This is a genomic window from Elusimicrobiota bacterium (assembly GCA_041658405.1).
Classification (GTDB): domain Bacteria; phylum Elusimicrobiota; class UBA5214; order JBBAAG01; family JBBAAG01; genus JBBAAG01.
In genome coordinates this window covers 1-23,805 of the sequence record JBBAAG010000007.1, presented here as the reverse complement: position 1 = coordinate 23,805, position 23,805 = coordinate 1, and the positions used below count along the sequence as shown (strand labels likewise).

Genomic DNA, 23,805 nt, shown 5'->3' with positions numbered 1-23,805 from the left:
TTTATAAATTATTTACGCTTTTTGTTCCGGCATCCGCGTTTTTTGTGAATTAACCCAGTTCCGTAACTGCACGTTATTCGGGTTTACCGCCAACGATTTCTCGTATGCGGAAACTGCCTGCTGAAGCAACCCGCGGGATACGTAGCAGTTACCCAGCAACTGTGCAACCTGCCAGAGGTTGGGGTTATAATTTAAACTTTCTTCAAACTCCTTTATTGCCAAATCAATATTCCCTGCTTGATACGCGCGCATACCTTTTTGGTAATGCTCCGCAGCTTTTTGCGGATCCGCAAAACTACCCGCGCTTCCTGCCGGGCCGATCTTAAGCCTCTCCAACCGCCCTTCAATGATGATAGCCTTTTTTGCATCACCTTCCGGACGAACCGCTATTTTATTTTCTTTATCCAAACGTTCAACCAGTTTCTCAATTTTTCTGCGTTCTTCCTCGATCTCCGCTGTAGTCACTGGCCGGCCAAACTCAATTTCTTCCTTCAACATCGCACGCCCGTTTTCCGACAAGTTTTTCATAACCTTATCCATAACCTGCGGTATCACCTGCCCGCGTAACGCCACACCCAACTGTGCCGGTGTTAATTCACGGAGGATAACCTGTGTAGCCTGATCCGTAAGATTTGAAAGATCTTCAAATAAGAAAATAAACTCTTTCACTCTTTGCGCCAACCGCGGCGATTGTTCTTCCAACGACGCCAACATTTCATTTCTTGTCCGGGTATCCACCTGGTCAAGGATTCTTATGAACGAATCAATCCCGCCAACCAGGAAATCAATTTTTTTCTTTATATCAGAATCCAGTTTGCGTATATCCTCTTCCGAAGTAAGCCTTACCGTCGCCATTGCCAGCGCTGCGCGCATCTGAAGTTCCAACGGCAGGCTACTTATAACTTCCGCTGATAATTCCGGTGTAATGTACCCCAGTATTGTCGCAATAATTTCAGGAGGTTCTTCAAGCAACAGATAGATCAGGTTCTTTATATTATCCTTTGTGACAAACAGGAAAGGAACAAACTTTTCTTCCGCCTTCTTCTCCTCATCCTGCTTAACAAGTTTACCTTCTTTCAAAAAATATCCGCCTGCGCCACCACCCTGGCCATCCTGACCTTCATTCTTACCTTGAGATTCATTCTCATTCTTTGATTGTATAGAAATCTCAGAACCGCGCCCGCCTCCTTCTTTTATAGCATCCGCAATCGCCTGTACAGCCGCGGGAAGAACAAAGTACAGGAACAGTATTAGCAATAACCCAAGGATTGTAGGAATTAACACTCCCGGCCGTAAGAACCCATCAAGCCTACCCGTATCCTGAATAAAAGGAACAAGCGTGATGGATATACTAACCTTATTCTTAATCTCTTCAGGAGTCTGTCCACCAACACTTGTCTCAATCGCTGAAGATATTATGCCAATAACATCATTCATAAGCTTCTCACTGACTTTGTTTTTGTCAAGTATGATAGTAACCTTAATCTTATCAATTAAGGACGGGATAGTAACTCTGGACGATTGAGACCCTGTAGCCTGTGAATCAGCTTTTGTAGGTTTATCCGGTGTGGAAGGCGCCACAGGCATCGGGACACCGGGAAGCAGGTATCTGGTATCACCGATCTCAATATTTTTTTCTTCGGTATTCGTAGCATTACTACTTTCAGCACTTTGCTTTACCTGCTCAATCCTCAGTTCCACCATCAAACCGGTAATCTCAGAATTACCTTTTCCCACTATACGATTAAGAATATCCTGAACCTTTGCCTCTATTTCTTTCTCATACTTTAGTTTGAGATTAAGGATATCCACACTACTTGCAGTAATCTGTCCTTCATTCTGCGCAAAAATCGTTGGGATTGATAAGGTTGTTATATTAATAGTTAATAATAATATAACAACTACTGTCTTTACCGCTTTTTCCATCATACTCTTCATTTTAACATTTTCTCCTTATTTCCCTTTATCAATTATTTATTAAGCTGGCTATAAAACTTCAATATAACCTTATTCCCGGGATCGAGTTCCAACACTTTATCCCAAACCTTCTTTGCCTTATCCCGCTGGTTCATCATCAAGAATGCTGACCCCAACCGTTCAAGCGCAGTAATGTTATTCGGTTCGAGGTTCAACACTTCCTGGCACTCAAACGCTGCTTTGTCATATTCACGGCTGAGTATTGACTGATACGCCTGGTACAACTTCTGGTCGATGACAGTCATCTTAGGAGTATCAGACCGTGAAACCTTATCCGCTCCAGTAGGCACTTCACCGCTCTGCTGTTCAATCTTGTTCAATAACCGTAATAACGGATCATTCTGCGGCTGTTTGCTATAAACATATCTTAACCCGTTAATCGCAGTCTTAAGATCACCATCGATATAGGTTGTCAACGCGTTACGCATAATTTCAGGTTCCTGCCCAACACCCTGCTGTTCTTCAATTTCAGACGATATTGTCTGTAACTTATCCAGCGTTGACTTAGCTTCGATTCTGGTAGGATCGATATCCAGCGCTTTCGCATACTGGCTCACCGCGAGTAAATAGTTACCTTGACGATACGCTTCAGAACCTTCTTCAAGCAGTTTGCGTACTGCTGCGTGACGCGGTTCTGTAATCTGTGCACCAAAACGCCAGCTGCCCGAAAATCTATGGCTTGCACCGAGTGAGTGGAACGCAAAAGCATAATCTACGCCAAAATCTTTATACTTCAACCCAAATCCCGCGGTAGTCTCGCGTAAACCAGTACCTAAATCGCCTTCAAATCCAAGCCGTAACGCCACGAAGTTTAGTAACCAATACTCTGCACCGCCATGCCAGTTAAAGTTTGAATTCCCGCTTTTGTCCAAATCCGCGGATATTGTTAACCGGTCTCTTAAGAAGTTATAAGCCGCGCCCAACCGGATACTTACCGGCAGCTTATCATTTGTATCGCCAAAAGATAACGGTAATAAGTTAGAAACGCTGAGCCCTAAGCGTAACGGCAAATTCTTAATATTCTTCGCAAGAAGGTATGCATCAAGGGTTAAATGATAATCCGAAGAAGTATCCAGTGTCCGACCAACCATCTTTGTGGTAACGCCGACTGATATAAACTCCCACACTGCACGGCCGTATGATAATGACAACGCCTGTTGTGTATCGCTGAACTTGTAAACATTACCATTCGTATCACGGACGGGTTCACACACAACCGCTTCGTTATTATTGTCATACTGCACAATCCATTTCTCGAATCCATCAGAATTTAACCGCACATAGTTTATACCGAACACGCCGAGGTTGCTGGTCGGATAGATGAACGACAAAAAGTCGTATGATGTCTCGGACCAAAGGGTTGCGTGTAACGCCGTAATTTCTTTACGATCAAGCTGTGTCATCCCCGCCGGATTCCAGTAGGCCGCGCTAGCATCATCCGCGATTGCGATAAACGCTTTCCCCATGGACAACGACCGCGCACCTGCACCCCAGGAAAGAAACGCACCAGCCTGCCCGCCGGTTGCTGCTGCGTACGAATCAACAGTGAAGGTTATTAAACTAAATAAAGAAACAAGCACAGTAAATAAAAAAACCGACACGCAGCGCGATGCGGCTGCATACCGGTTATTTAATTTACACTTATTAACTGCAACTCTTGTGCCAGTTCCTAATAAACTTTTCATTTTCTTGTTCCTTCGGCAACCCAGCCGCCCTATCGTTCCAACCTTGCGCAAGGTTGTACTTAACTTAGGACCCGTACTCGCAGTCACCCTAACTGCGAGCTCCGAAACTTTCGGAGGCTTTGCCTGAGCTACAGTCTAACTACCTGCCACTCAGTTCCCGTATTACCGGGAAGTCACCAGGTTTCCCTGGTTTTGCCATTTATCGGTGAACTCAAAAAAACAGAAACCAAACTGCCAGACTCTAGATTTCCTACACTTACTTCACACATACTCTTCTGTTCAGCTTGGTTAACACTAACCATAACACTTATCCACTTCTTTCTTCGGCAACCCAGCTACCTTATCCCGCAACCTTTGCGGGACTTAGGCCTGAAGCTTTGCGACTCCGCGTTTTCACGCGGGATAGCCTTTATCGCTTCTCTGAAATACTCTTAGTTGCGCTTTCCCATTAATATTAATAGCAACAAAACATTTTTTTGTCAACAACAAAAAAAATATATTTCCACCGCATTAATGCACCAACCCGATCTTAATCATTTGTGTGACGGTACCTTTAGCGGCTTTTACTTCAATTTTGGCAATATATCCGCCTTTTGACACGAACTCACCGGTTTCATTCTTACAATCCCAGAGTATAGTATTTGCCCCAACCTTAGCGCCATCATCCCCCGGGTTTATCTGCCACTGGCGGACTACATATCCCAATAAGTCATACAATGTAATAGTAACCCCCGCGTTTTCGTTGAGTATATACGCAATCCTAGCTTTCCCTTCTTCCCCGCCTTTTCTTGAATCTACAGGGTTAGGATACACATGCGCATCAGATATAGGCTCTTTTGGCAAGCCCGTAGATGCAGGATCTGACGCTTCCGACCAATCACTCCAGCTACCTGCGTTATTCAACGCTCTTACACGATAGTAATAGAAATGCCCTTGAGGCCGCGGGTCATCGACTAAAACATTACCGTTTACATCAAACGCTGTATAGTTACCCACAGTGATATTCTCACTCTGCCCATCAACTACTTCTATGGTTTTCCATACAGGATTCGTATCCGACCGTTCCTGTATTTCATATAGTTTTATCCCTGAACCAGTCTCATTAACCGCGATTTCTGCGGGGGTTGGGTCGAACGCGCTAACCCAGTTAACCACGAATGAGCCACTTTCAATAACTTTTAACTGCCTGGTATAATGCTCCGGTACAGGCTTCACAGGCCTCAACGGCGGGGTTAAGTCAATCTTAATAGTACAATGCTTCGCTTCACTATCTTTTGTTTCAACTTTCATTATAGAAGCCTTCCCGATACTCGAACTTAAGTATGTAACATACCTGGCGGATGCTTTTAAGTGGAAATAATACGTTTTCCCGTGCTTAAACGATACCGCCATATTAGCAGTGGTTTCAATATTAGTATCTGCTGTAATATTGGACATATCGAGCTTCTTCCAGCTTTGCGAGTTAGAACTAAACTCCCCTGACGCGGTACTATCCAATACTGCAATAGACGACGTCCCGACTGCGTAGTACACCTGGGTAAGTTCAACGTTCCCAACACCAGTAGGCAATACAACTCTCCACGCGGTCTTAACTTCCGATGTTTTGTTAATCCACGCAAAAGTTTGTATTCCGGGTGTCTTAGTATCAGCGTCAATATACTGAACTTCCGGCGTTGCCAAATGCTTGATCATCACCTTTAACGACCTTATAGGATACACAGAACTCGAACTACCTACTGACGATTTTGGCGTCCTGATAAACTGATCAATACCCGGGATTTCGATTTGCACCTCATGTTTTTCAGTATTAATATATTCCGTCTTATCATTCGCATTTTCATTATACGCCCCGAGCGTCCCTGTGATGAACAACGAATTCCCCGCGGAAGTAATATAAATCTCAGTTGCCGTACTAAAAATAATATTTGCCGACCCTTTTTTGAAATTAATAGAATTGTTAATAACATAACCTATCAAGCCGGTAGGATCAAGAGTATCCGTCGAGGTAAACAAATTATCATTATCAACATCACGATACACTTTTAGTTCGGTAAGATCCCCTTCACCATAATATTCCGGATAATAATTGGTTGAACCCGCTTTTTCAATAGAACCATTCTGCCGTAACGTAAACCCAGTTAACTTAACCTTGTTTTTATTAGTTTTTAACCTAATCTGCAACAACGGTACAGTCCGACCCTGTATTTCCGCTGCCGGAGCAAGGTTATCGCCGGTAGCTATGATCTGAATCGGGTCAATCTTGGATTTAGCCAGTGTCTCAAACGGCATATTCGTACTGGCGACAGTATTCGGCTGATTCACTACGATTCTTACGGTATCCGGTATTTTTAAACCAAGCGTATCCCCCGCCTGCGCATCATCCGCAATGTCGTACAACACAAAATACTTTTTTGCCGCCTGAGTAATAATCTGCGGTGAAGTAAGCGTTAATGTCAAATTCGGCCCGATATTATCATCTACCGGGAACTTATCAATCCCCGAAGTAATAAGTTTGTCATTAACCTCCCAGAATCCGCTGTCATCATCATCGAGATATATTTTTACATTTCCGACATCCTTATTAGTCCCGGTCATCGGCGTCGTTGTCCCGTTACCTGTCCCGATACGCTGTACCTGCAACGCGGTCCACACTGCATCAGCCTTATCGGTTTTCATCGTAAACGCGCACATAACAATATCCTTATCCCCCTGTGTCACCACTGGCGCGGGATAATCCTGTATATCAACAGGCGTGAACGTTACGCGGTCAGGATAATCACCGATAGATGCTAACGCACTTTCTATCGGTAAATCCGCGGGGTTAACATAATCCGGCGTATCAATAATAAAATAACTTGTATCCGCGAGAGACACTCCGAACTTTTTATTTACCCCACCCATATCATAAATATCGTACGCAATAAAGTAATTCTGCCCTCCGATATTGCTGTATATCGCCTGAGGTTCAAGGAATGTCAGTACACTGGTTTTGCTGACGTACTGTTCAAGCCCTTTTGAGATCAAGCCCGGAGCATACCCGGCATCATCCGTAACAACATCAGAATTGATACCATAAACTTTCGCATCAACGTCATGCTCATACACAGGAGACTTCATCAATCCTCTGGTAATCCCGGTAAAGATATACCTGTTCACCATACCATGTGTAGTTGACTCCAGCGTCATGGTTGAACTCTTATACCCGACTATCTCATGGTTTATTAACAAGAACCCATTGTTTGTCTGGAACATAGCAGTAGTATCTACGATAAGCGGCACTAAATCCTTATCGGTTAACTCATACTTTTCTTTCACCACGCCGATAGGTGTCACCCCTTTATTCTCAAACTTACCGTTATTGTTCATATCACGATAGACTTTAATAACAGAGACATCATTATCAATAACATCGCCGATACAATCCAGCTTTAACCCTCTCCAGATAACAGCGTTATCACTCGCCTGGAGGTTAAGTTTCATCACCGCAACATTTTTCTCGCCCTGAGTAGCAGTTGCCGGCAGAATAGTCTCCGCTTTAACTATCAATTTATCAACCGTTGACAACACACCCGGCGTACCGCTTCTGATATTATTGTCTAACTTAACGGAATGAGGCACATCAATCCCCAAATGCTGCTGGCTTGTATTAAAATTATCCTTACTGTTGACTGCCACACCGAAGAAATGCCCTTCAACGGCAGTTGGGCTGATATCCGCAGCGATAAAGTATACCGTCGGAGTGGTAGTGATCAACACATACCGTTTTCCGTTACCATCAAGAGTATCCAGCGAATAATTCATATCTTCCAATGTAACTTCCGCAGTATTAACCCCGGAAGTACCGCCCGGGACAGCTTCACCGACTTTAGTATCCGCACGGTTTTCACCGTATTCATTACGGTCAAATATTCCTTTATTATCATTATCTTTGTACACATATACACGTTCGACATCAGAATCAACAAATTTATCAATCCCGGTCGTGAACAAGTTTACTTTCAATCCATACAACATAACATAATATTTATCGCAGGATAACGTCATCTTCAACAACGGAACGTTGCGCATACCCTGCGAGATCGACCCGGCAATAACACTACCGGAAGAATGCGCTACTGTTGTGGTCTCGAACTGCGCACGTAATATACCGTACAAACTCGTAGGTGTCATCGAGGAATACAGCATAACTTCATTATCAACAACCACATATCCCGACGATGGGAAGCCGGACGTGGAATTAACGCTGACCGCCGTCATGTTTTCATCCACAATCTCGTTCAATACCATGCAATTAACAGGTTCAGATTTTATAGTTACTTCTCTCGGGCTCGGGATAACCTTACGCAAATTCGTGGTAAACTGCGAATGTACCGTCGTACTGGATATATAGTTCGGTTTTGACACAAAGAATGATTCATGGTTATAATAAATCCCCAATGATTCACCCGGAGTAGCAGCCTCGCTGAGGTCCATCGTAACAATATACGTATTACTTATATTATCATCAGCTTGTTTCTTCCGTGAATACACAGTCTGTACCGCGTTGGATGAAAATTCTATATAACAATCATTTTCTCTCCCGCGATTATAGAACGTTCCTGTCCCTACCATGATATCACTATCATCCAATGACTTATTATTGTTAGTATCATGCCAGATAGTTACTCTTTCAACATCAGTATCCTTTGAATCAACCGACCCTACACGCTTAAAGTTAACACCTTTCCATAACGCATCACCATTAGATGCCTCCGCACTAATTGTCATGATCTCATTATTTTTCGAACCCTGCATCAAATTAGTATACGGGTTATATTTAACCCCGCGCTCAGTTTTTGTTGAAGTAGTATGTTCATATGCGCTGAACACAACTTCATCAGCAAACTCATTAATCTGAGATAAGGTTGCAGGGAACGGTATATTCTCCGTAGAAACAAGATCCGGAGCGCCTACTTCGAAGTAAGATGTTGAATTAACCTTCAACCCTAACCGTGTTGACCCGACCTTTGCGAGATAATCAATATTAAACGTAACAAAATATGAAACCCCCTCCATAGTTATCTCGTTCCATTTAGCTTCTTCGGTTATCTTAACCTCAGCTGTAGCATTAGCGAACTTAGCAGTATCGTATCTGGTTATAGACGCCAACCCAGCCTTACCTGCAGTTTCAAATTCTGTCAGCATACCATCCGGCCGGCCTACTACCTCAGAATCCACTTTATGAACCTGCGCGGTTGTATTCTCAACCCCGCGCCCGTTTGCAGCCACTAAGAACCCGGCCATAGAATTACTACTTACTTTAGACATATAATTAATTTTTTCAGTCCCGATAGCCAGCGTTCCATTATCAAGGAATCCTCTTGTCGAGTTTACCCATATAACAGTATCCGTCACCTCAATCTGCTGCACAACACTGGTCTTGGGTGTTAAATCTTTATATATATTAATCTCTTTGATATCACTATCCCCGCCTCCGCCAGTGCGATCTAACTTTAACGATTTCCATATGACGGTATGCGACAACGCGTTCATATCCAGCCTTACCATCACAAAATCCTTATCCCCCTGAGTCGCAGAACCCTGACCGACAAAGACCGGTTTAACAACCATCGTATCCTTTGTTGCGGTAACAGTCACCTTACCGCTTGTCATCGGCCATATAGATTCCGCATTTTCGGTATTAATAGTACAATCAATAGGAACGATATCCGGATGGAACAATATCTCCGCCGCGTGTTTTGAACCAAGCACAGCAGAATCATTGAATCCAAAAGTGATGAAATAATAATTAGTCGCCGGCGTTATCTGGTCATACTCAGTATTATTTATTATATCCAGATACGCGGCATTACTCTCAAATGATATAGGTTTGGATACAGGCACGTCAAGGTTCGGGTCAAATGTCTTATTTCTATTACTATCAAGCCACAACTTTACGTCTTTAATATCAGTATCCGATCCTTGATCACCAACGATATGCATAACCTTAATTTTATCCAACCTACCTGGGAACTGCTTAGTCCAGAATCCAAGCATCAACATTGCAGCATTCGGCGTTCCCTGAGGCACATCTGAGGCCGTAATCACCGGCTTATCATCCTGGCTTAGGTCAATATAAGTTGCTGAAACACTCTTTGACAGTGCACTAACCTTTTCCGGCGGGACTGATATTATTGACTCATATGACAACGCCGGGAAATTATTCTTCGCTGTTTTGGCAGTAGATTCTGGTGTCATAAACAAATGCCCGGAATCCCTGACCTCAACCCCTAATGTCTTATCCCGGTCGGCATCCACAGGTATACGAACTGTTATGAATAATACAATTTCTTCATCTGCTATTTTCTCCACTGAAGGCAGTTCTAAGTCAGCATAATCCTGAACATTAAATTTAGCAGAACATAAATAAGTATCCGATGCACTACCACGGTCATTAAGTGTTTTATCACCCTCAAAAGTACCGTTACCATTCTTATCTTTGTATAATGCAACTTCTGTCACCTGATTATACGGCAACGTTCCTTTCTTATATATTCTGACTCTAGTTAAATTCGCATAGTTAGTTGCAGCTTTTGCCAAAGGAGCAACAGCTAACCTCATGAACATCATAGCTGCAGGGCTTGGAGTATCCGTCATAGTTCCCTGGCCCTGGTATAACGCTTTTGCAATACCCTTATCCGCCTTATCCTGATCACCATCTTCCGGCGCAATATCTGTAGGAATCATTAGAACCCCGACGGTATCCAAATCAGCAGAAGAATGCGCCCCGTCATTAGTAACACCGTGTATTGAATGATCATCATAATCCGTTGCACCGATGATCAACTTTTCCTGCATAACATCCTGAAGCAGGAACGTTGATACACCGCTATCTTCCTTCGTAAATCTATACATCGGCGGATTTGCTGTTGCCGTCGTTGAGATAGTCCAGTACATCACTTTCCCGGTATAATACTGCCCGTTTATAGGATCCCCTGTAGCTATATTCTGATTCTTATCCCGCGCGGTAACTCTAATAATCCCGGGGGTATCAACACTAAGCCCGGTTGTTTCATAATTATGGTTGATAGAGAAATATGTTGCAGCATTCGGTGTAATAACCTGCTGTTGCTGGGCATCTTCCCAACCCTGACCAGGAAATTCCGTGCCTGTGACAGTCGGGGAAGCAACCATAGTATCTTGATAATAGAACGACGCAACGCTTTGCCCGGTCTGGATTATAAGATCCTTATCTTCCGACCAGCCGGTTTCCGTAGCAGTAGCATTAAACCTCTTATTCTTGGAAGTTGAATATAACTTAATTGTTTTATCTTCAGTAACCGGCGATTCATTATCATACCTATCACGTGTCTGCAACTGCATCACGGTATCAATCTGTGAACCTGTTTCATAATCCGGGAAATATTCTATAGTAGTCCCCGCAATCAAACGCCGTGGCAGTGTAGTAAAGACAATCTTAGACACTATTTCTGGTGTTACAGTAACCACCTGTTTCGCCTGACCCCACCCTCGCCCTTTATTATCCAAAGCATAAATATTATGCTGTCCCGCTTTAGTATCTGAATGCCATACAGTTGCGTCATAAGAATCCGATGCTATCTGCAATTGATATGTAGTATTACGCCAATCCCGTGCGCTACCCGATGAGAACCTAACCTGCCCAGACGAATCCGACCACAAGTTTACCCGTACAAAAGGTTCATCTATAGCATCAAAATCCGTCATCTTAACCGGTGACGGGTTTTCATACTTATCCTGCAGCTGCACGTTATGATACGAAGTTGCCCCTGCCTTCAAAGTCTGCAGTGCATTGGTAAAATTCAACTGTGTAATATAATCCGCTTTAATCACCTGCAACTGTGTACCGGGCACCCATGAGGAGTTAAACCCGCGCGCATCCGCTGTGACTGTCGGTTTTGTACCCTTAGGGTTATACCGATCTGATGCGCGAGTGTCACGATAATAGAAGTCGGAATAATAATTATTCGCTTCAATCGTCACTGATGTAGTATGTACCCACGGATTTGAAGACAATGAGAACGAGTACGGGTATCGAATAGAGAAATCATCAATAAGATAATTCGCTAACGAATCCGATAACAGGTTCACAATTACGGTTTGTGTTGCCACCCGCGGGTTACCATACTGATCCTGCAACTCTATCTGCAACTTCTGTGTAACATTGGTATTAGCATCACGGAATAACCCTGCACGCAGCGTACGTGACGGTGTGTCAAACCCAACCTTGGCAACCTGGTTTGGATGCACGGTGATAGGATAATTTTCCACCCAGTTACCTACATTAGACATAGTGATAATCCACTTACCTGTGGAGGGCCGCACAAACTCACCCACTGCGCCTTTACCGGGGTACAGGTCATCATTTGCCGGGTACGATGCCCATTTATCGGAATACCTGAACTGCACCTGTGTCTGTCCTTCAAAGATCTCCACAAAAGTTATTGGAATGTTATCCTCTGCCTCTGGTAAATAGAAACTATGATCGCTAATATTATCCCCCGGTGCATTTGTAACCAACGGAATATTACTTTTCGTCAGCCACGTAGCATTATTAAAATAATCCCGGCGTTCAACCGTAAACGGTGTACTTATGATCCCAGCTAATATCTCATCCGGTTCATCGACAACTACTATCTTGTACGGCACACCGCCTATCGTAGTCATCACACCGCTCACACCGTACACGCTGCTGGAAACAGAAACCTTAACCTGACAATAATCCCCTGCTTTTGTTGATATAAACAGGTAATAAGGAATACTAAAACCGGCACGCCCTAACGTATCAGTAACCGTAGAAATCACAACCTCTGCCGGCAACCCTCCCACCACAGTTTTAATAGTCCCCGTTGCCCCGCGCACGTTGAACACCTCAAAACTAACCGTTGTTGTTGTAGCGACTGTGTTATCAAACAAGTCAGACAACTGCCCGGTGATCTGCCTACGCCCGATCTCTGCAGGGCTACCTGCAGACACTTGTTCGTTTATGACAGGATCTACGATAACATTCGCAAGTTCACCCGGCCGCACGGTAATATTACTAAGCAACCCATCGCGTATACCTGTAGGTTTGGTTATTTCGTTATACCCATCAAACCCTGCGATTGCGCGGATCCACTGCGTGCCCGCTTTTCTGAGGATTGCGGTATTATTAAACATATGCGTCCCGTTATCTGCCTCAACAAATGTTTGCCAGAAATTGATATGTTTTACTAACGTATCACCAGTAAGTATCTTTGTCCCCATCAATGTAGGATTTTGTTTATGCAACGGATCAGAACTATACGTCTGCGCATCAAGATACACCTGCCCCTTAAATATCTTAGGCCCGGTACCGACTATATTCTCATATTGGTCATACGCAGTTACACGGACATTAACCGCCTCACCTGCAGTCATAATTGACGGTACATCGCTTATACCCAAACGATAAGCATCTGACGGATACATTGTAAACTCCGACGACGTTCCTGATGCATACAACGTTGGTGTACTCGCATCTACAGCGGTTACGGTCCACGATGTCCCTGCTGTTTTGAAATTAACAGTTAACAGATTCGACCCGTTCTGTAATTCAGCAGAATCCATGGTATTATTTGGATGCGGGTTATTTGTCTGTAACCTCACCATCGGGCCGGTAGGAACGCTTTCCACAATGTTATTATACGCGTCAACAAGATTTACGCGCACACTAACCCCGTTCCCTGCTATTTGAGTCGTACGATAAACCTCATACCTCCCATAACTTGACCCATACACCGCTTGTTCCCCTGGCAACAGGACCAATAACTTCACCGGTGCGGAAGAGTTCACCACAAACTGCGGGCTAGTATTCTGTAAGTACATCTGTGCATCATCCAAAGCCGTAACCGTATTATTACTCGCCTTTGACCGTAATGTAACAACAAATTCGCGGGTACCAAGGTTCAACGGCTGCCCGCTAGGTTCTTCTGTATCATACGGATCAGATGTTTGAATTTTAACATTCGGCTGGCCCACTGTATTTGCGAGGTTATAGAATGAATCCACAAGATTTGCGGTAACCAGGAATGGCACCCCCGCGGTTTGAGCACGCGGCGCACCTGTACGCCCGTCACCATAATCATCACTGCTGCGGTACCACAACGATTCAGGAGCATTAGTCACTTTTCCAGGTACCCTTGTCATCCCGGGAACGAGTACCTGTAAATGAGTTATAGACATATTATGCCTGACCGTAAATACAGAAGTATTATACCCCGTATAACTAGGGCTTGACCGCGTGTTAAATGTAAGATAATGCGAAGTTGATGCCACGATTAACTGCGGCACAAAAATCACCTGCCCGCTGGTGGTAACCTGTTGAGCGGTCTCCAGGGTATCATAATTATCAAGCGGTGAGCTAAAATCAACCGTTGCTTCACTATTATCATTCGATGATAAATCCTTAAGATCATTGATCCAGTTCCAGTTAGAATCAACCACCCGGACAGTAGCATTGAAAGTAGTCCCCGCAGTTTGTGTTGCAGGAGTTCCGGTTTTCCCGCTTGAACTTCCCGGGACAAAGGTTTGCCCAGGCAGTATCGCCACGAGTTTTGCAGGGCTGTTGTGATAAACATTTACTACTGCACTTGTATTATTATCGAGATCCGGTACAAATCCTGTATCCGCCACCGTTACTGTTGAAGTTGACGCTGTGACTAATGACACAGAAAATACTCCATAACCATTCACCAATGCCTGCGGTGCGGGTTCTGTGTCATACAAGTCAGCTGTGGTCAATACCACGGTCGGTGTTGCCGGGGTGAGGTTCCAATACTCATCCGCAGCGTTTACGGTAACATTAAACGGCACACCCGCTATCTGCTGAGTTGGCAATGCTGATGTCTTCCCGGAAGGAGAACCCGGTAACCCGACTTCACCAGGGAGTAATACTTGCAAACGTTTAACCTCACCAGGATATACCCAGGTTAATGAACTCGTAGAATATGCTAACACAGGCTCCGCTGGATTACCATCATACGCTTCAACCCTGCGGTTCTGGTTCGCGGTAGTAAACGTAATCGTAGCAATCGCAATACCGTTATACATATCAGCATTTGTGTATGATACTGGAGAAATCCCTGGAATTCCATAAGGATCAGTGGTACGCATTTCAATAATATGATTAACCGTACTCACGAGGTTATAATAATCATCAGTCGCAGCAACAGTCGCGTGGAATTTAACCCCGGCATACTGTGATGCCACGGTACCGGTTCTACCTTCCGGCTGTGTGTTCTTACCATTAACCAGTGTTTGATTCGGTAATAATGTAACCAACTTCTTCACTGTATTCGGTACAACAGTAATGTATGGCGACTGGTCAGAAGCAAGCCCCGCACCGGTTGTAGCGGTAACAGTAGCTGTGCTTGACGCTGAAACCAGCGCTGTTAAGAACGACGAGTTTTTACCATACAATAACGCGTTAGCAATACTTTCCTTATCATACGGGTCAGAGGTCTGTACGGTTACCAACTGGCTCCACGTATTATCACGGTTCCACCAGGTATCCACTGCATTAACTGTGGTATAGAATCCCACTCCGGCGGTGATAGTACTTGGCGTCCCTGACTTTCCGTATGGCGCAGAATTGTTACCGTTATCATATTTTCCAGGGACTGCGGTTTCACCCGCAACCAATACTTGCAACTTAACCGCGCTGTTGGGATATACCGCCACCTGCGGGCTTGTGTATGACGCATACCCTGAATTACTTAACGCAGTTAAAGTTGATGTAGCGTAGTATACCGTCCCAGTCTGCCCCATATCAGCAGTTACGAGCGTTACGGTAAACTGCGTAGTCCCCGCGATTAAGGATTTTGTTGATAATACAGCTTCATCGTCGTATAAATCACTTGTCTGCATGTTTACCAGCGTAGTATTATTCGCTATACGGTTCCAATAATTATCTACAGCATTAACTGTTACGGTAAACGCCACACCGGCACGCTGATTACTTGGCGTACCCGTTTTCCCGCCGGTAGTATCTGTATAAACAGGTTTTCCAGGGACTGCGGTTTCACCCGGGAGTAAGAGCTGCAGCTTCGACGCGGTATTATAGGTTACAGTCGTAATGTTTGACGTGTATGCGTACAAACTCCCGCCCATACGTATACCTTCCGGATTCGATGCGGTGAAGGTTACTGTGCTTGCAGTAACCATTGTAAACGTGAACCCGGTTGTCCCTGCCATAAGCACTTCGTTAATGGGTTCCACATCCCACGGATCGGACGACACGACGTTTACTTCCGAGTACTCACTTGATACGAGGTTCCAGTAATCATCACATGCGGTCACTGTAACAGTGAACGGCACCCCCGCGGCCTGTAACGACGTAGACCCTGTTTTTCCGCCATATACTGAATCATAACTCCCGTTAAACGGCTTCCCTGAGATAATACTTTCACCGGGGACAAGAACCTGTAATTTCCGAACGGTGTTAGGTATAACAACAACTTTTGTGGATGTATATGCAGCATACGCACCACCGGGCCTACTTTCATAATTTTGATCTGTCGCGGTAATCGTAAACCCGCCGGTAGTAGCTGTGACAAGTGTATACGCAAATGTGGTAGAACCATTAGACAAACTTCTGGTTGACGGTTCAATATCCCAGTTATCCTGTGATGTAGTCAATACCGCCGGCGCAGAGCTTGTAATATTCCAGAAATCGTCAACGCACCGGACGGTAACATTGAACGCCACCCCCGCGGTTTGAGTTGTAGGCGTCCCGGTTTTACCAAACGGTGCGGAGTTATGTTTACCATTAACAGCAGTTTCACCCGGGACTAGAACGATTAACTTATTCGGTGCATTCGGGTTAACATTGATACTCTGTGTCACGTTTGACGTATACGAATTCGCAGTTGCTGTGATAACAGTTTGTTTTTCTGTAACTAAAGTCACTGTTGATACACCGATCCCGTTGGAGAGCCCAAACGCTGAAGGTTCAGTATCATAATTATCATCCGTCGCTAATGTCACCACCGGGGTCTCTGATACAGTATTAAAATACGCGTCACATGATTTTACGGTAACGTTAAACGCAACACCCGCGGTTTGAGTAACAGGCGTCCCTGTTTTACCGTATGGTGAAGAAGCAGTTGGTGCAGTAGCACCCCATTCCCCGGGCTCCTGAACCTCACCCGGAGCGAGGACTAACAACCTTGACTTTGTTGAGGGTTGTATATAAACATTTGCAGTACCGGTACTAACCCCCGCAGCGCTTGTCTGCGCGGTAATTGTTTGTGTATCAGCAGTAACCATTACTAAGTTAAAGTTAGCAACACCGAAACTCAACCCAGCCTGCGCTGTTACAGGATCATCATACTTATCCGTAGTTGTAACAGAAACTATCTTATCAGCTCCTGTGTTCAGGTTATAATAATTATCCGTAGCGTATACCGTTATAGAACACATTGACCCGGCAGTCTGAATATTCGGCGTTCCGCTTTTTCCGCCAGTACCATCATATGGCGGCTTACCAGGTATCCAGGTTTCACCGGGTAACATTACGAACAACCGTGTCCATGTAGACTTTTGAACTGTAAACATCGTGGATGTCCCTGTTGAATACACCAACCCTGTATCATAAGCCCACATACTATGCGACGTATTTGCTGTGATGAGAGTAATCCCAAACGCCCCTTCCCCGTCTTGTAAAGGATAAGCCGCGGGTTCGGTATCGTATACATCATTAGTTTCAATCCTAACTGTTGGATTAGCACCTGTAACTACGTTCCACAGTACATCCGTGCATTTTACGGTAGTATCAAACCTAGTCCCTGCGGTTTGAATTGCGGGCGTCCCGATTTTCCCTGACGCAGTATTCGGTTTCGCGGTTTCACCCGGGAGAACGACTTGTAGTTTAACTGGCGTGCCCGGTGTGGTATAAATACTCGGTGAAAGAACAGAACCAAAATATGTCCCGCTTTCATCCGAATCCCAGGCGGTAAGTACATGCGAAGTGTTCGCAGTAACAAGATTCGCCATAAACACAGTTGACCCATTCACTAGCGGCTGTTCCGTAATATCCCACCCAATACCGGTTTCTGAATCTGTCCCGTCATTAGGATCGGTAGAGGTTAAGGATACTCTCGGTTGCGCGCCGGGTTCTATATTATTAAACGAATCCACAGCATGAACGGTTACTGCAAACGGCTGCCCTGCGGTTTGCTGCACAACACTTCCCGTCTTTCCAGTAACTGATCCAGGTACATGAACCTGATTGGGAACTAACATCAACAATATCCTAATCCCCTGCCCATCGGGTTCCGGAGTAACATTAAATCCTGGCGAAAAATACGGAGTATATTGTTGAGGATCGTTATCATGCTGCGCGTAGGCAGTAACCTTCTCGGTTAATCCCTGAGATAACGTTGCGCGATGCAGCTTAATAGCAAAAGTATTCGAACCCTGAATAAGCTGAGTAGACAAAGGATCGGTATCATAAACGTCTGTGGTGTACACCTTTGCCAGCGGCTGCGCTGAAGGATTTATATTCCAATACTTATCACACGCGTTGACGGTAACATAATACGTTGTCCCCGCGTTAAGCGTTGCAGGCGTCCCTGTTTTGCCACCTGTACCTGGATACCACGGTGTCTTCCCGGGAATATGCGTTTCACCAGGCATAAGCAACTGCAGATATGAAGCTGTAGCAGGTGACAGCTGAACAGCAGCATTTCCGGCTATTAACTTATCAACATCCGGGATCGGGCTGACATCAGAACTGAAAATAGTAGTATATTTATTCACCGTACTTTGCGTGCCGTTATTAGCCGTAACAAGTTCAATATAGAATATGGTTGTCCCCATCACCAGGCTCTGTGTTGACGGCTCAATGTCATATAAATCATTGGTTGTAATCTTCACAATTGACGTTGATTCACAGAGGTTCCATTTACGGTCAGTCGCGTATACAGTAACAGGGAACGCAACTCCTGCGGTCTGTAATGCCGGTGTCCCTTCCTTCCCTGTGGAAGAACCCGGTAGTGACTGTTCACCCGGTAATACTACAAGTAAGTTCGACGGCGCACCGGCTAAGACTTTGATATTAGGTGATGTATTATTCTGCAGATGGCCGTTAGTTGCACCCGTTGCAGTAGAAGCTGTGAGTGTCCATCCTGTGGTGGTCGCAGTAACCAGTGTAGGCCAGATATTCGTAAACCCTAAACCAGTAGGTTTATTACTGGGCGCTACAAAGAACGGATCGCTTGAGCGTAACATAACAGTTGTGTCAGTACTCACCAGGTTCCAATATTTATCTACGACATTAACCGTAACATTAAACATTTCATCCGCCACCTGCGTATTTGGCGCCCCGGTTTTACCAGTGGAAGACCCTGCATCTGCGGATTCACCCGGAACTAATAATTGTAATTTAACAGAATTCCCCGGTTGTGACTCTATAGGCACAGTTTGATAACTTGTAAGCGGATTCCCGTAAGCCGTTGATAACGTAATACGATAACTTGTTGAACCAAGTATTGCGCGGTGGAATTCCATATCAAACGACAGCACACCGCTGGATGTCGGCGCAGTGGTAGGATGAATATCATACGGATCCTCGGTCTCAACCATCAAGCTAGCGCTGGTAGACGGCACAACGTTCCACTGATTATCTGTGATCAACGCAGTAACAGTAAACGGAATCCCTGCGCGCTGTGCGATAACAGTTCCAGTCTTACCCGTCGCACTCCCCGGCTTATATGTTTCATTAGGCACTATGCACAACAACCGTGTCGGCGGTGCCGGATTTACTATAACCTTGGGTGAAGTATACGCACTATAACTTCCCACTAGAGGAGAACTAATAACCCATCCTGTCTCCGTTGCAGTAAGGAAGGTAACATCAACACTCGCGCGTCCCTGTGTCAACCCAACAGTCCCGGGGTCAGTATCATTTGTATCATCAGTGTTTACAGTAACAACAGGATTATCATTTCTTACATTCCAGTAATCATCGCATGCCTGGACTGTAACGGTAAACGTTGTCCCTGCAACCTGTGCAGTCGGCGAACTTGATTCCGACTTCCCAAGCTGCCCAGTATTTTTTCCAGCAACCCAGGTTTCACCCGGCACAATTATTTGCAATTTCTTAGCAAGGCCAGGATTAACCGTAATCTTAGGGCTTGTACTAAGAGAATACTCCGGCGTATCTGTATCCGCATCCTGTACTGTAATAGACCAGCTTGACGGTTGTATTGCCCACCCGCTGGTGTAGTATGTAATACTAAACGTTGTTGTCCCATTCTGTAATGTCTTATTTGACGGCTCGGTATCATAGGGATCTTCAGAGAGAATACTCACTAACGGCGCATTACGCGATACACGGTTCCAGTATTTATCCACTAAATTAACAGTAATAGTAAACGGTACACCGGCAGTCTGCTGGCTGGGTGTCCCAAGTTTACCAAACGGTAAGGTATTGATACTGTTATCCCATTTACCCGGCTCCGCAGTTTCACCAGGAACGATTACCTGTAATTTAAGTTCACCGTCAATATTAGTTTTGGGTATAACAGTAACCACAGTACTTGTACTGGTGGTAAGAGCCGGCGCTGTGGTATCGACTGCAGAGATAACATGATCTGTCCGTGCAGAGACAAGTGTGACTGTAAACTGCGTTGTCCCGGAAACCAGCTGCGATGTTGAAGGATGGATATCCCAATTATCCGAAGTATCAATCCGCACATACGACGCATCATCCACAAGGTTCCAGTACGCGTCAGTGGCGTTGACGGTAACAGTGAATTCCACACCGGCAGTCTGTGCCTGGACAGTCCCTGACTTACCGGCAGGCGATCCCGGTAACGCGGTTTGGTTCGGTACCAACACCTGCAACCTATCCGGTACGGCCGCTAATGTAGTGAACGTATCTGACACATTTGCCGTCATAATCGGTGCGGATGTGTCTGTGACAGTAATATAATTCCCATTACCCGCAGTTACACAAGTTACCATAAACACTGTTGTCCCGCTGGCCAGCGTTCTTGTCGCAGGATGAGTGTCATAGAGGTCAGATGTCTCAAGCCGCACACCAGAATTCGGTGACGGACTTTCTATAGGCTGATAGTTAAACCAATTATCACAAGCATAGACGGTAACCTGGAACGCCGTCCCCGCGGTTTGAGTTGTTGAACCAGTAGTTTCACGCCCATCATCAGTCCCAGGGTCGAGCACCTGGTTCGGCATGAGTACCAACAATTTTGATGCTGTATTAGGTATCACCACAATATTTGGTGTAGTAAATCCGGTATATCCCGCAGCTGAACCTGTCAGAGTCCACCCGGAATCCGTCTTTGTAACAAGGGTAACTGAATATATTGTAGTACCGCTAACCAGTACCTGGTTAAGCGCTGTCGGAACATTAGGATCGTTACGGACAAGATTTACCGCCGGATTAAAGCTTGTATACCGGTTCCACCAGTAATCACATGCGTTGACAGTAACATCAAACGCCGTCCCCGCAGTCTGAGTTGTAACACTACTATTCTTCCCTCCGGTATTATCAGTATATGGCGCTTTACCCTGCTGCGCAGTTTCACCGGGGACTAATACCTGTAACCGTCTTGCGGTAGCCGTAGTATCCGGATTCGGTGTAACAGCAACTGCAGCGGAAGTTGAACTATACATTGTTGTCCGCCCGTATGCATAGATTCTCCACCCTGAATTATTCCAGTTTGCCGCATCAGTTGCGGAGACTAACGTCATCCTGAACCCTGTAGTACCCTGTATCAACGTCTGGCTTGACGGATGAATATCAAAACTATCCGAACTTGTCACCCAGACAAGTGTGGAAGTTGATGTGCGGTTATACCAGTTATCTACACCATAAACTGTTACATCAAACGCTATCCCCGCGGTCTGTACCGTTGCGGAACCAAGTTTCCCACCCGTCCCGTCATACGGCGGTTTACCTTGCTCCAGAGTTTCACCAGGTACGATCACATGCAACCGCGCTGAAGCATTCGCAGCAACTGTTACCGCAGTTGAAGTACTCTTTGCTAACGGCGACGCATCGCTATCCACTGCATAAATTGTATGATTCATATTACCCGTGACAAGTGTCAGAGAAACAACTGTCGTTCCACCGAGTAATGACATTGCTGAAGGTGTTGAATAATACACGTCGTCAGCAGTAACCTGTACCAACGCAGTAGCGTCATTCCTTATATTCCAATAATTATCTGTCCCGCGAACTGTAACATTAAACGCCACCCCGGCAGTTTGTGTAGCCGGAGAACCATTTTTCCCGCCGGTATAACTATCATACGGCGCTTTCCCAGGCGCTGCGGTTTCACCAGGTAATAACACCTGTAGTTTAACCGCGCTATTTGCCTGAACCGTTGAAAGTATGGTTGAATACGATTCAAACGCCACACCGGAATCGTCGGTATCCGCTGCAGTGACAGTATGCGATCCAGCGGTAACCATCATCATGCTGAACGTCCCAACACCATCTTCTAAAGCCTCTGAATCCACTGCGCTGTTGTTATCATCATCATCCGACATAGATACCAGCGGAATACCCTGCGTTGGGCTTATACCGTACAACGTATCATTAATTCTGTTCCAATATTTATCAGTCGCGTATGCAGTAACATTGAACGCCACACCTGCGGTCTGTAATGAAGACGCGCCCGACTTCCCGGTTAACGTCCCCGGTTGCACAGCCTGTCCCGGCAGGACAACTAATAATTTCTGCTGATTTGTTGTATACGGCTTAACCGGTATACTTGCACTGGTATCAATAGTATAACTATTCGGTGCGATATCATCAGCAGTAATAGTCCATCCTGTTGTAGAAGCAGTAATCAGTATCCAACCCGGTTGTGCAACACCATTGGTAAGCGTTGAATCTGCGAACGCGCCGCCCTCATACGCGCCATACGGTGCCTCACCATCATTCCCATCGGTAGAAGTCAACCTCGCGGTCGGCATAGAATACCCTGTTTCTACAAGGTTGAAATAACTATCCACTAACCGCAGAGTCAACTGGAATTCCGTACCCGCTACCTGAACACTCGGCGTCCCGGTCTTCCCGGTGGAAGAACCAAGATCCAAGGATTCACCGGGAACCAATATCTGCACCTTCGTTGCTGCATTATTCCCTACCGCCACAGGGCCATTTGTATACGGCGGATTGTAAAGATAGTTAACTAAAGTCACTCCTCCGTCGTGGTAAGTCCGGATAAACGTGTTTTGTTCACGTTTAAGCGTCACAGTATAGGTCGAGCTTATCACTAGAGTCGAAGTTGACGGCGAATATGACGCATAATAATCCGCGCTATTACTGGAACCCAACCAAACATTAACGTTTGTACTTATCAAATTGTAATACGCATCACAGGAGTAGACTGTAACCGTAAACGCCGTCCCGGCAACCTGCGCTGCAGGCGACCCTTGTTTACCATACGGCGTCTCGTTATACTTCCCCTGTACTCTGGTTTCACCAGGGTGCAGCACAAGCAATTTACTTGCTGCCCGCGGGCTTACTGTGAACCGTATTGTGGTGGTAGAAGTATAGAACGTTCCCGTACCGTCAACATCATCTACAGTAATCTGATGCGTATTCGCAGTGAATAATGTTACGTTAAACGTATTTTCTCCTGCAGATAACTGTTTTTGCGCATTATAAGGCAACACGCTATCTACAAGCCCGTAGGTATCGGTTATTGTCAACTGTACTGTCGGTTCGTTGACCAACACTTTATTCCAGTAACCATCAGTCACACGTGCAGTAACAACGAACGATGTCCCTGCCTGCTGTGTATCCGGTGTAACAGTCTTCCCATTAGGATGCCCATCCAACGCTGATTCTCCGGGTAACAATACCTGTAGTTTCACAGCGTCATCACGGTTGATGGTAACCCCAGCGATTGTCTGTGATGACCATAGCACAGCTTCCCCGCTATTATCTTCCGCGATAATATCCCATGAACCGTATTTAACCATCCTCACGGTAAACGTTTCCTGCCCGTCACTCAAACCCTTAACCGCTGGCTCATAACCCCAAATTTCATCATAAGGATCTGTCGTACGTACACGGACAGAACGGTTAGATGAGGCTCCGCTATTACGGTTCCAATACTCATCACAT

3 protein-coding genes and 1 riboswitch are annotated in these 23,805 nt (G+C 45.3%); all 3 genes read right to left on the bottom strand.

Translation table 11 applies throughout. From position 1 onward, the window contains the following. Positions 1–12: 12 nt before the first annotated feature. The 3 genes from WC955_02455 to WC955_02445 all read right to left on the bottom strand — a co-directional run bounded on the left by WC955_02455 (position 13) and on the right by WC955_02445 (position 23,693). Complete coding sequence (locus WC955_02455; protein MFA5857906.1) at positions 13–1,938, bottom strand: FliG C-terminal domain-containing protein; 1,926 nt, start codon at positions 1,936–1,938, stop codon at positions 13–15. 32 nt (positions 1,939–1,970) lie between these two features. Continuing rightward, on the bottom strand, positions 1,971–3,662 hold the full coding sequence (locus tag WC955_02450) for a PorV/PorQ family protein (protein ID MFA5857905.1): 1,692 nt from the start codon (positions 3,660–3,662) through the stop codon (positions 1,971–1,973). Positions 3,663–3,984: 322 nt separating this feature from the next. Continuing rightward, positions 3,985–4,080, bottom strand: a riboswitch (cyclic di-GMP riboswitch). 92 nt (positions 4,081–4,172) lie between these two features. Beyond that, a complete protein-coding gene (locus WC955_02445) occupies positions 4,173–23,693 on the bottom strand; it encodes a hypothetical protein (GenBank protein ID MFA5857904.1) in 19,521 nt (6,506 codons plus the stop codon). Between the last annotated feature and the right edge of the window lie 112 nt (positions 23,694–23,805).

What these genes read in the sequence shown, in the direction of transcription:
- WC955_02450 (MFA5857905.1), bottom strand. Translation starts at nt 3,662, where the DNA reads ATGAAAAGTTTATTAGGAACTGGCACAAGAGTTGCAGTTAATAAGTGT.
- WC955_02455 (MFA5857906.1), bottom strand. Translation starts at nt 1,938, where the DNA reads ATGAAGAGTATGATGGAAAAAGCGGTAAAGACAGTAGTTGTTATATTA.